Source organism: [Clostridium] clostridioforme AGR2157 (assembly GCF_000424325.1).
In the GTDB taxonomy this organism is placed as follows: Bacteria; Bacillota; Clostridia; order Lachnospirales; family Lachnospiraceae; genus Enterocloster; species Enterocloster clostridioformis_A.
Genome location: NZ_AUJR01000078.1, coordinates 1 through 11715, shown reverse-complemented (window position 1 = coordinate 11715; position 11715 = coordinate 1). Strand labels below are relative to the sequence as shown.

The following is an 11715-nucleotide window of genomic DNA, read 5'->3' as shown; positions in this document are numbered from 1 at the left end:
TGGAGTTCATGTTCCGAAGGGAGCTTTGCAAACACCGGATCAGAAGCACTTTCTGTCTCAGCGGCTTCTGACTGGAGCTTTCGGATCCAGTAACCCAGTGTAGACTGTGGGATTCCATTCTGCTGACACCATTCTTTGCGGGATAAACCGCTTTCCTGAAAAGCATGGATCCGGTCTGCCCAAGGGTCAGCCTTTGAGGTTGCATTGTCATTCGTATTTATTGGTATCACCTCCATCATTTGAACTTATCTTATCAAATGTGGATGGAAATTTGCAGATACTGATTATTACCTACTTACTCTCAAACTCCCAAATGGTGGTCTGCTTCCGGTCAGAGTACCACTGATGCTTCCCGTTTTTCTTCCAGCCATAGAGCACTGGCTCATGCTGCCACTGGTACGGGGAACGCCCCAGCACCAGGCTTGGCTTCTTCCAGATACAGCATCCGGAGAGATAAAACCCTGCGTCCGAAAATGCCCTGCGAAAGTTCAGCCCTTCCGTGTCCGCATGAAACACATAGATAGAAGCATCGTCCGCCATCGCCTTTTCCGTGTTGGTAAAGGCATCCAGTAGGAATTGGTAAAACTTCTCCGCAGCCATGTTGTCATTTTTGATCTTCCCGGCAGTCCCTTCGTAGTTGACGTTGTATGGGGGAACGGTAACCACCAGGTTCGCTTTCTGCCCCTGCATGAGCGTTTCGTAAGTATCCGCTTTCGTGGAGTTGCCGCATACCAGCCTGTGGTTCCGCAAGTTTTTCAAAGCCTCCAAGCCCCTCGATGTATTTTCTGGCAGTAACGATGGTTTCCACCTCGTACATCGGGATGTGTACCGAACTTTCCGCAATGATATGGCAGACGCCGTGTCCGATCAGGACTTCCACGGCGATTCTTGGATTACCTTCTTTTCTATAGGCCGCATCCACAATAGCTCCGGCAATGCGGTCAGCCACCTTGTCGGGATGGGCAGGATTTACTTTTTCAAACATATCTTCATCCTTTCCTTGCACGGAGCAGGCGCTCCATCAAATCGTCCTGGGGAGAAACCTCCCCGTAATCTGTGCTGCAGTTTTCCTTCACGATCTGGAAAATCTCATTCCAGAGCCGCACCGCCTGGTTCATGTAGTTGATGCCGATATTGATGAACGGAGATGGGATCGGCTTCTGGGTGGTGGGGGGGGGGGGTGGAGAGGAAGCCCATGCGGTTGGTCATCTCCTCGCACTGAATCCAGCGGGCAGAGCACATGGCGTACCGCTCCAGAAGCTGGGGAGATACCTTTGCCGCACAGCCGACCTTCTTCAGCCACTCCCAGGTTTCCTTGTAGATTTCTTCTGCCTGGAGCGTACTTCCGTCACGCTGCTCGGCGGACAGAAACTAATGGGGCTTTGGCATATCGACACCCTCGACTTCGGGAATATCCAGTACTTCCAGCTTCCTGCCTCCCGGATTGCCGTTTTCAGCTTTTTTCCTTGACAGCGGATTTCTTCCTTCCCGCACCGGGTCTCGCACCGCCTCGCCCGCCTGTGTTATTGGATTTCGTCGGCATTTTTTCACCTCTTTTCCGAAAAATAAGCAGCCCCCCTGCAGGCTGCCTTTAATTACCCTTTTGATTTCGCCTTTTTTGCACATGCGACCCCGCGCCCGTTCCCACGGGAGAGATCTGTAGAGATTTTGACCGCCCCTTCGTCACAAAAAGTTTACAATAAGTAGGTTGAATTTATCCTATTTTCGGATATAATAAAAGTAACGAAAGCAAAGGAGGTTTCCCTATGAACATCAATACAAACAACCTGGTTTCCATCACGGAAGCAAATCAGAACTTTTCCAAGGTAGCACGCCTTGTGGACGAGAGTGGAGCAGTTGTCATATTAAAAAATAACGTTCCCCGCTACCTTGTCATGGAATTTTCTGCCGCTGAACAGGAGCAGCTGGCTGCCGACGAGGATGTCATGTCCATTTCCAAGCGCCTGATTGAAAAGAACCGTCAGGCCTATGAGGTGCTTGCCAAATGATCAGACTATCCAAATCACAGGTCCTTCTTATCCACGAACAGCTCATAGCAGAGACAGGCGGCTCATCCGGCCTGCGTGACGAAGGAATGCTGGACTCCGCACTGAACGCTCCGTTTCAAACCTTTGGCGGAGAAGATGTATATCCATCTCTCCAGCAAAAGGCTGCCCGGCTTTGCTTCGGTCTTGTCAAAAACCATCCCTTTGTGGATGGGAACAAGCGGATCGGCGCTCACGCAATGCTGGTGTTTCTTGCACTTAATGGTGTTGAATTACAGCATTCGCAGACAGAGCTTTCTGATGTGATCCTTCAGCTTGCCGCCGGGGAGATCGAAGCAACAGATTTACTGCACTGGATTCTCGCACACCAGATTTAAAAGCCATTCCTCTGTGGGTGGCTTTTCCCATGCCAGCGGTCACCACGCTCCGCATGGATCTTCGAGTGGCAGGAAGCACACAATGACATCAGGTTCGCTTCGCTGTGGTCGCCGCCTTCAGCCAGCGGCTTTCTGTGATGCACCTGCTCCGCTTTGGTCAGCCGTCCCTCTTTCTGGCACCGTTCACAAAGAGGGTGTATATTCATGTATCGATCACGGATGCGTTTCCAAGCTCGTCCATACCTGCGTTTTGTGGCAGGATCACGCTCGTATTTTTCGTACCGCTGATTCTCCAGCTTCTCATGTTCCTCGCAGAACCTTCCATCCGTGAGGTTGGGACAGCCGGGGTAGGAGCATGGGCGTTTCGGTTTATTTGGCATCGCTTCACCTCCTCGGACATAAGAAAAGCCCTGCGGGAATCGACTCCCACAAGGCTTTTGCATGTTTTCGTTTGTCCATCATAATGCTAACATAAGAGGCGACTCTCATTCCCTCTCATTTACTCTCATGATGGCATTAACGCAGGAAAGCGCCTCATCGTGCATCCGGTAAATGTGTTGGATGCTGTAGTGCATTTCGACCGCAATCTTCTCCCACGAGAGGAAGCAAAGGTAACGCTTCTCCAGCAGGGTTTGCAGTTCTACGTCGGCAACGGCATGGATGGTTGCCATGATCTCTTTCTTCAGCTCCACCAAATCCTCCACATCGCACTTCAGGCTATCCTCGACCTCGATGATCTTCAATACAGCGCGTTCCACCTTGGAGATGCCGTGATTCGGATTCCTTGGCATATCGCTGTAAACAATGGTACATGACGTGGCCAATTCGTTTAAGGATTCAATCTGCTGAAGCTTAGACTTGATCCGCATGTCCAGCGTTCGTGCCTGTGATAAAAATTTCTTGATCGATGTGGTATTCCTCCCAGATGGAATCCGGCACAGGGAACTTCTGCAGGCGCTCTTGTATGGACATTTCGGCTTTCACGTCCCGGACTGCTGAAAAAGGACAAGAAGACCAGCATTGAGGTGTTCGGGCCATACATCCATGCCTATAAATACGATGAAGCTGTACGCGATGGCGTCGTGCTGGATCTGCGGTATGAATACCGGGATATCCCGCAAGACCTGTCCTCGCCGGACAAGGTTGACCTGTGGTTTGAGACCAAGACCAGAGGCCTTTCTCCCCGTGCGAAGGCAAAACTCAAGGCAAAGTGGGCGACCATGCAGAAGGTCTATAGTTCCCGCTCCCGTCTTGAGAAAATTGCATGGGATATCATTGAGGACTTTGACCTGAAGCTGCGCCTGATGGATGGCAACGGAAATGCCATTCTTGTGGCGGATGAAATCTATACTGCCTGCAAGTACTATGAAATCTTCCAGAGCCGTGGCTTCAAAAAATGTGCGATCATCTCCTCCTTCACGCCTAATGCCGGTGACCTGCGCACCGACACGGTAAGCGATGAGGATGATACCGAGACATTTGAGAAGTATGAGACTTACCTGAAGATGCTGGGACTCGATCCCAATAATCTCCCGGAGAAGCTCTCAATCCGCAAAAAGGTCGAGGAATTCGAGACTGAGGCCAAGCGTAAATTCGTTGAAGAGCCTGCCAACATGAAACTACTTATCGTGGTGGATAAGCTCCTCACAGGTTTTGATGCTCCGCCATGCACCTATCTGTATGTGGACAAGGGCATGCAGGATCATGCGCTGTTTCAGGCAATCTGCCGTGTCAACCGGCTGGACAACGACAGCGACAATAAGGACTTCGGATACATTGTCGATTACAAACAGCTATTTGGTGACCTGAAGCACGCGATGGACGTCTATACCTCTGGTGCCTTCTCCGGATACGATGAAGAGGATGTTGCCGGTCTGATCAAAGACCGCAGCAAGGAGGCGCTCAGTTTCTTCCAAGACACCTTTGAGGAACTGGAAGAGCTGTGCGAAGGTGTCGATGAGCCAAAGGGCGACATCGAGTATCTGCACTATTTCTGTGGTGAATCCATTACGGATGAGGAGACGCAGGAAATCTATGCTCGCCTGCGCGAGAAGCTGTACAAGTTGGTCAGCCGTGTTGTCCGTGCATTCGCCGAGGCCAAGCCGTATCTGATGGATGTTTGCACCGGCGCGGAGATTAGTGTCTATGAAGAGAAGGTACGCTTCTATATTGAACTGAAACAGGCCATCGGTAACGACAGCGGTGATTTCCTTGATTATAAGGCCTATGAGCCTGATATGCGGAAGCTCATCGATAATTACATTGTGGCATCCCAGGCCGTCAAGATCGGGGAGTTTGATGATCTAACGCTATTGGACTTCGTGCAGAACAAGGGAAAAGTCCTCGAAGATGAGGAGAAGTCTGAAACTGCAAAGGCCGGTGCAGCAGAGGCGATTGAGAACAACATCCGTCGGAAGATTGTTGAGAAGGTCACCGTAAATCCGAAATACTATGACAAGATGTCTGCCATTTTGGATAAGCTGATCGAGATGCGCAAGCAGGGTGTTGATGAGTATGCTGCATTACTGGCGTTGTATATCAAGCTCGCCGAGAACGTGGATCACCCGGAAGAAAACGAGGAATATCCGGAGAGCATACGTTATCGTGCGCTGCAGGCCATCTATGACAATGTCGGCGAGGACGAGGAGCTGGCTATCAAAATTCATAAGGCTGTGCTGAAAAGTAAAATCGCTGGCTTCCGTGGTGATGAGATTAAGGAACGGAAAATTAAACGCGAGCTGTTCCGCGTCCTGAACGATCAGGTCGAAGTGGATCGTATTTTCAAGATCATCGAAAAGCAGGAGGAGTATTGATGCAGATAGTCATATCGGGTATTCCAATTGATGTGCAAAAAAAGAATATCAAGAACATGCATCTGTACGTTAAGCCTCCGGATGGCCATGTGATTATTTCTGCGCCTCAGACGATAGATGACAAGGCGATAGAAATTTATGCCCGGACCAACCTGAGCTGGATCAAGAGACAGATACAGCAGTTCCAGAATCAGCCGCGCAGCAGCAAACGGCAGTATGTTTCTGGAGAGACTATCTATGTCTGGGGAAAGCAGTATTTTATTCAGTTCATCCCGGACAACAAGAAAAACAGCTTTCTTCTGCAGGGAAACACGGCATTCCTTTCCATGAACAACGAGAGCACGGTAAAGCAGAGGGAGAGCTTTATCCGTGAGCAGTATCGCCTAATGCTGAAGCAGGAAATCGAGCGATTGCTTCCCAAATGGGAACGGATTACGGATCTGCATTGTGATAGCTGGCAGACGAAATATATGGTTACCCGCTGGGGTACCTGCAATGTGGAGAAGAAAAAGCTCTGGTTTAATCTTCAGCTGGCACAGAAACCGATTGAATGCTTGGAGTTTGTCATTCTCCATGAGCTGATCCACTTCCACACCCGGACGCATGACGCTACGTTCATCGCGTATATGGATTTGTATATGCCAAATTGGAGAGATGTCCGCAACGAGCTAAATGACCGGAAGCTGGATTATTACGATGCCCATGACGAGAGCCCTCTGAAGAAGCTGATCGATGCAGAGCGCTATGACGAGATCAAGGATGCCGTGCTCCAGCACTTGGAAAATGATCCTGATCTCGATAAAAAGAAATACAACGTCTCGCTTTCCGATGTGGAGATCGAGAATGTGGTGCATATTGAGCAGCCGAGGGAAGGCATTATTGCTTTTGACGTCATCGCATCTTGCGATATTGAAACCGCAGCTCATAAGGGCAGCGGACAGCCTCGCTTCATCGAAAAATGGGTCTCGGCGCATTGCGAGGTATCCATAGGAATTGAGCTGACCGATTTCTCAGTGGTGGGTGTCGGCCATACTGAAGTGCAGGAAGAAAGCGAGAATGACCGCTTCTCCGGAGAACTGGTTCCTATCATCCCCCGTGATGATTTTGACCGGGAGGCTACCCGATTCCTCGAAAAAAACTATCCAATTGCGCTGGAGAAACCGGTTCCTGTTCCGATTAGGCAAATAGCAGAAAACATGCAGCTCACCATCATTGAGGACACACGACTCTCCGAAGCGCTATCGGTGTTTGGGATAGTAGTCTTTGAGGATGGGAGCATCGTTGGTGCTAATAAGGAAATACTTGCCCGGAAAGCAAAACGCGGAACGGTTTATATTGATCCGCGAGTTTATTATGAGAAAACCTATGGCACCGTAAATAGCACGATTGCCCATGAATGCTACCACTGGTATCGTCATCAGCCGTATCATGCTCTGATGAAAATGATCGGAGCAAAGGACGATGTTGGCAAGGTGATCCGGTGCGATATACAGCCTAACAGCAAAGATACGGAAAAGTGGAAAGCCGCGGACTGGCTTGAATGGCAGGCCAACGGTGTGGCGATGCATATTCTCATGCCTGTGCAAACCTGCAGGCAGACCATCGACCGGTTGATGCAGGAACACTTCGATAACGCGGAACCGGCGTACAAATCGATTGCGTTAGAAACGGTCATTGATGAACTTGCTCATTACTATGGAGTGTCTCGGCAGGCGGCAAAAACACGTATGCGTCAGCTTGGATACAACAATGTCGATGGCGTCTATACCTATGTAAACGGACATTACATCCCGCAGTTTTCTTTCGATCCAGCGTCGCTTGGCAGAAACCAGACCTATACCATCTCTGCAACAGATTTGTTTAAGGCATACTGCTGCAGTAAAGATTTTAAGGCACTGATCGATTCCGGTAAGGCGCTTATGTAGACGGCCATCTTTGTATCAACAAGCCTGAGTACATAGAGCACGATGAAGACGGCACTTGCCGGATGACCGAATATGCCCTCTCTCATGTGGACGAGTGCTGTTTTGTCTTTGATCTGGGATATACATATGATTCCAAGTATCTGGGGCTGAAAAGCTATACCCAGTTTCTGGCGAAATCTGATCCTCAGCTCTCTGCGCGAGAATGCTCGTATGATCCGACCAATGCCCATAACCGTGCGCTCAATGCGCTGATGGATAGTGCTCCAGCAAAGTCCAATGCTCTGCGCCGGTATCCGGGGTCTTTTGCAGAGACATTGGTGCAGTTGATGAAGGAGCGAAAACTCTCCAATAAGAAGTTGGCAGACCTGTCGCTGGTTGGTGAAAAGACGATTCAGCGGCTTCGAAACGACGAGGAATACCCGACCAGTAAGCAGACAGTGCTTGGCCTATGTGTGGGATTGAGTTTATCACCACCGGAGGCAAACGACTTCTTCGAGAAGTCAGATTTCAAACTGAATCCAAAGAAACATGAGGATTATATTTATATGTGTGTCCTCGGTGCCTGCGTAGAGAATTCAATATACGCAGTCAATGAGATGCTGGAAGCTCACGGGGTTCCACCGCTGGGGAGTTCACCTAACGAATAAGAATAAGGATGGAGGTTCAGGATGGCTATTCCTAAGATTAAAGAACAAGATATCATCGCGGCCTTGAAGTACATCGATGAAAAAGGTGTGCCGTCTCAGAATCAGAGCACAAAGTACTAGCTGGTTACTGAGGACGGAAAGAAATATCCGCCGGAGTATGTAATAGCTGTTGCTGCGCACCTTGCGAACGGAGTAGATATTGCAACAGATAACTTCAATGCCGTGGAAGCAAAAAGCTTCCTGTAGGGGCAAGGATTCAACATCGAGATAAAGCAGGAGAAGTTTGAGCTGACGATTTCTGCCGAGAGCGTTGTTTCTACCGATGAGCGCTTCACGATGGATAACCTCAGCCTTGGAGATATGTTTCCGCAAACAAACGGGATAGCAGACATCAAAATGGACGCATCGAGCCATGTGGAGACGGTAGTGTTGCTACAAAGAGAAACCTTGTAGAAATCCTTAGATTTAGGCACTTTTCCCGACATGTGGTGTTTGACGCCGAGGGTGATAAATTCCGTAATAAGCGCATTGAGGACTATATCACGGTTTCGGTAGTTATTGATATGGAGTGTGGGAACACAAAAAACTAAATAGTTGACTGAAAAGGACATCGTGTAAGCGGTGTCCTTTTCTTTTTGCCCAAAAGCAGAAAGGAGGCGACGGCCTATGTACTTCACTTCCGGCAGCGACCGGGCCTTTGAACAGCTCATGCAGGGCAAGCCCGGTTTCGACCACTACGACAGCGGCGAGGCGGTCACGCCGGAGGACTGCGGCACCTGCCGCTTTTATCGCCCGCACTGGAAATATCAGTTCTGCGTCTATGCGGAATGTCCCTGCCAGCCGGGCAAGCTGACCGCCTACGACGCGGTGAAATTTCGAGTGAAAGGAGTTGAGAACATGGCAGTATTTTGTGTGGAGCGCAACAAGGGCTACACGGTGATGTCCAACCACCACTTGCGGAACAAGGACTTGTCCCTGAAAGCCAAGGGCAATTTTTAGTTCCTGCTCGCAGCCGGATTTGATTGAAGAAGCTTTAGAGGAAGCACCGGATGGCGTGGAATTGAGAATCAGGTTTGGACAGAATTACGGTAATGCCTTCCACATGATTTTCAATAAGCAGAAAGAGGGCTGGAAAGACGAACATGGGATGGAGAAAACAACAAAGGATATTGGGAGGCTGATTGAAGCCATCCGGGTGGCGTTCTACACAGAACTTACTATCAACTAGCAGACAGGATAGGGCGTTCCGGGGAGAGCGCCCAATCCAAAAAACAAAAAATAATTCTTGCTGTTGCATTGCTATTGTACGGACAATCGTGTATACTAATAGCAGGAAAGGAGGCTACCATGATGGCAAAGACGACAAATCTATATGTACGTTTGGAACCGGGACTGAAAGAACAGGCAGAGAGTGTACTGGGACAGCTTGGTATTCCGGTGTCCAATGCGGTTAATATTTTTTTAAAACAGGTGGTCATGCAGAGGGGAATTCCCTTTGATGTGAAGCTGCCTGCCGCAAAACCTGTAGAGGCCGGTGCGCTGACAGAAGCAGAAATGAACCAAGAACTGGAGAAAGGGTACACGGATTTTGTGCAGGGGAAAACAAAATCGGCAGCGCAGGCGTTTGCTGAAATCCGTAAGGATTATGGCCTATGACATATCATGTAGCCCTTACGGAACAGGCGGATTCTGATTTAAGGGGGATTTCCCGCCGGAAGAAGCACAGTTTCTGGAGACATGGAAGTTCCAAATTAACGAGATTGCCAAGCTATACCGGATTCCGCCCCATATGGTGGGGGATTTGGAGAAGTCCAGTTTTTCTAACATTGAGCAGCAGTCGCTGGAGTTTGTGAAGTATACACTGGACCCATGGGTAATCCGGTGGGAGCAGTCTCTGCAGAGGGCGCTGCTTCTGCCCCAGGAGAAGAATGAGTATTTCTTGAAACTGAATGTGGATGGTCTGCTCCGTGGGGATTACCAGAGCCGGATGACCGGATATTCCATTGGACGGCAGAATGGGTGGCTGTCCACAAACGATATCCGAGAGATGGAGAATATGAACCTGGTTCCTGTAGAGGAAGGCGGGGATTTATATCTAATTAACGGAAACATGACGAAACTGAAAGATGCCGCTGGCTTTTTGAGCGTGCAATGAGCCAAGTGAAAATACTGGTATTTTCATTTGGCGAATGCCGCAGCATCGTGTGAGACTGCTTACACGATTATGTCCTGAAATGGAAAGTGAGGTTTGGTATGAAGCGGAAGTTTTGGAACTGGATTCGGAATGAAACAAACGAGGAGCGGACACTGGTGCTGAACGGGGAGATTTCGGATGAGACGTGGTTTGGGGATGAGGTGACACCTGTTTGCGAAGGAGCTGAATATCGGAGCCGGAGATGTCACTCTCTGGATCAACTCTCCGGGAGGGGATGTGTTTGCGGCAGCACAGATTTACAACATGCTCACGGAGTACAAGGGGAATGTGACGGTGAAGGTGGATGCGCTGGCGGCTTCTGCGGCCTCTGTCATTGCTATGGCAGGAACCACGGTGCTGATGTCCCCGGTGGGCATGATGATGATCCACAATCCCATGACCATTGCCATCGGGGATTCCAAGGAGATGCAGAAGGCCGGGGAGATGCTGGACGAGGTGAAGGAGAGCATTATGAATGCCTATGAGGTGAAAACGGGATTGAGCCGTGCGAGGATTTCCCACCTGATGGATGCAGAGAGCTGGTTCAATGCGAAGAAGGCGGTGGAACTTGGCTTTGCGGATGGGATTCTGGGCGGCGGTGTGGATAATACGGAGGATAGGGCAGATGGAATGGGGGCAGAGAGCATGATGTTCTCCCGGACGGCACTAACAAATTTATTGCTGTCTAAGCTGATTCCAAAGCCGGAAGATAAGAAGACGTCAGTGGGGCAATTGGAAAAGAGGCTGAACCTTTTAACACATTAAATTTATGGAGGGATTTGATTATGAGTAAGATTTTGGAATTAAGGGAAAAGAGGGCAAAGGCATGGGAAGCGGCAAAGGCCTTCCTGGATACGAAGCGTGGCAATGACGGGCTGCTGTCTGCGGAGGATACGGAGACGAAGATGGAGAAGGACGTGGTGGATCTGGGGAAGGAGATTGAGCGGCTGGAGCGTCAGGCAGCCATTGATGCGGAACTGAATAAGCCGACCTCCACGCCAATTACTAATAAGCCCAATGGAAACCCGGACGGTTTCACTTTATTTCCCATTGCTCAAACCTCCATTTCATACAGAACCTTATACAGCCGTTCCGACTCAATCCATACTTCACTCCTAGCATAAAAGATGCCATGGCTGGCCTGATAAAACATACCCTAAAATCTGATGTTGTATGTCAATTCAGAAATATTTCTGAATAGTGACTCTTTTCTCTTTACATAACGGATGGGTTATCCACATTTAAGAAATTTTGCTTTTAACAATTACCTATTGTAGAATAGAGCAGTTATTACAATAGGTAATTGCGAAACAAGTTTGCAAGCTTGATTCCAACAAGGCAAAAAATCTGATGTAGACCGTTTTTCAGGTGGTGTATGTAACAAACAGGATTATAGGGCATGAAGTTAAAGCAGATATGTCACAAAGGATTATGACATTCTTCTGAGAAGCAAAAGAGGGCATGACCTGACGCACCATGGCTGCGGCAAGCTCCAGTTTCGATTGTTTTTTCTGCCACATGCGGTAACCGAGAGGGACCGCCAGATAAGCAATCCGGCGGTTGCTCCATATGGGGACACAAAGCATGAGGCTGACAAAGCAATGGCCGTTCAGATAGTTGGAGCCATTGTGTGCTGCATGGTCAAAAAGTTTTGAAACATCTTCAAATTTCCTGCCAAATTTAGAAATCATGGTATCATCAATGCAGAAGAAGACCGGTTGTGACTTCAGGGAGTCAGGAATGAGTTTTAAAG

The 11715-nt window shown here is 49.1% G+C and carries 11 protein-coding genes and 7 pseudogenes; 11 read left to right on the top strand and 7 right to left on the bottom strand.

The genetic code is table 11. The features are described 5' to 3' along the window. The 4 genes and pseudogenes from tnpA to G614_RS34725 form a co-directional block, all read right to left on the bottom strand. A partial coding sequence (gene tnpA / locus G614_RS35190; protein ID WP_420341543.1) for an IS66 family insertion sequence element accessory protein TnpA occupies window positions 1-236 on the bottom strand: 236 nt, incomplete at its 3' end. Between the two features lie 64 nt (window positions 237-300). Then, a pseudogene (locus tag G614_RS28565) lies at window positions 301-750 on the bottom strand (DNA methyltransferase); the annotation flags it as partial. Window positions 751-775: 25 nt separating this feature from the next. Next, window positions 776-985: pseudogene (locus tag G614_RS34730) on the bottom strand (S-adenosylmethionine synthetase N-terminal domain-containing protein); the annotation flags it as partial. Between the two features lie 4 nt (window positions 986-989). Continuing rightward, window positions 990-1543, bottom strand: a pseudogene (locus tag G614_RS34725) (terminase). 223 nt (window positions 1544-1766) lie between these two features. Here G614_RS34725 and G614_RS0122195 point away from each other — a divergent pair. Continuing rightward, the gene (locus tag G614_RS0122195; RefSeq protein WP_027643671.1) at window positions 1767-2009 is read left to right on the top strand and encodes a type II toxin-antitoxin system Phd/YefM family antitoxin; all 243 of its coding nucleotides are present in this window, start codon (window positions 1767-1769) and stop codon (window positions 2007-2009) included. Beyond that, on the top strand, window positions 2006-2383 hold the full coding sequence (locus tag G614_RS0122190; protein ID WP_027643670.1) for a type II toxin-antitoxin system death-on-curing family toxin: 378 nt from the start codon (window positions 2006-2008) through the stop codon (window positions 2381-2383). The genes G614_RS0122195 and G614_RS0122190 overlap by 4 nt, the downstream gene beginning before the upstream one ends. Here G614_RS0122190 and G614_RS0122185 read toward each other — a convergent pair. Next, window positions 2380-2763 (bottom strand): HNH endonuclease, encoded by a 384-nt coding sequence (locus G614_RS0122185; RefSeq protein WP_027643669.1) that lies wholly within the window; start codon window positions 2761-2763, stop codon window positions 2380-2382. The two genes, G614_RS0122190 and G614_RS0122185, sit on opposite strands and share 4 nt — an antisense overlap. Window positions 2764-2868: 105 nt before the next feature. Further along, window positions 2869-3252, bottom strand: a complete 384-nt coding sequence (locus G614_RS0122180) for a hypothetical protein (protein ID WP_044918580.1) — start codon at window positions 3250-3252, stop codon at window positions 2869-2871. A gap of 45 nt (window positions 3253-3297) precedes the next feature. Between G614_RS0122180 and G614_RS28555 the strand changes: the two genes are divergently transcribed. The 9 genes and pseudogenes from G614_RS28555 to G614_RS0122130 all read left to right on the top strand — a co-directional run. Continuing rightward, window positions 3298-5196, top strand: a complete 1899-nt coding sequence (locus G614_RS28555) for a type I restriction enzyme subunit R domain-containing protein (protein WP_162142789.1) — start codon at window positions 3298-3300, stop codon at window positions 5194-5196. Further along, complete coding sequence (locus tag G614_RS29415; RefSeq protein WP_080664596.1) at window positions 5196-7121, top strand: YgjP-like metallopeptidase domain-containing protein; 1926 nt, start codon at window positions 5196-5198, stop codon at window positions 7119-7121. The genes G614_RS28555 and G614_RS29415 overlap by 1 nt, the downstream gene beginning before the upstream one ends. Before the next feature lie 62 nt (window positions 7122-7183). After that, complete coding sequence (locus G614_RS33090; protein WP_027643667.1) at window positions 7184-7768, top strand: helix-turn-helix domain-containing protein; 585 nt, start codon at window positions 7184-7186, stop codon at window positions 7766-7768. Window positions 7769-8434: 666 nt separating this feature from the next. Next, window positions 8435-8758: pseudogene (locus G614_RS0122155) on the top strand (helix-turn-helix domain-containing protein); the annotation flags it as partial. Window positions 8759-8786: 28 nt separating this feature from the next. Beyond that, the gene (locus G614_RS31500) at window positions 8787-8996 is read left to right on the top strand and encodes a hypothetical protein (protein WP_155245111.1); all 210 of its coding nucleotides are present in this window, start codon (window positions 8787-8789) and stop codon (window positions 8994-8996) included. Between the two features lie 119 nt (window positions 8997-9115). Next, entirely contained in the window at window positions 9116-9424 is a 309-nt protein-coding gene (locus G614_RS0122145; RefSeq protein ID WP_027643665.1) for a type II toxin-antitoxin system RelB/DinJ family antitoxin, read from the top strand. A gap of 52 nt (window positions 9425-9476) precedes the next feature. Continuing rightward, window positions 9477-9923, top strand: a pseudogene (locus G614_RS0122140) (phage portal protein); the annotation flags it as partial. A 98-nt stretch (window positions 9924-10021) separates the two neighbouring features. Next, window positions 10022-10727 (top strand): annotated as a pseudogene (locus tag G614_RS28545) (head maturation protease, ClpP-related). Window positions 10728-10747: 20 nt separating this feature from the next. Then, window positions 10748-10978: pseudogene (locus G614_RS0122130) on the top strand (phage major capsid protein); the annotation flags it as partial. Between the two features lie 348 nt (window positions 10979-11326). Here G614_RS0122130 and G614_RS28540 read toward each other — a convergent pair. Beyond that, the coding region (locus G614_RS28540) for a hypothetical protein (RefSeq protein ID WP_330367063.1) at window positions 11327-11715 on the bottom strand (389 nt) is incomplete at its 5' end.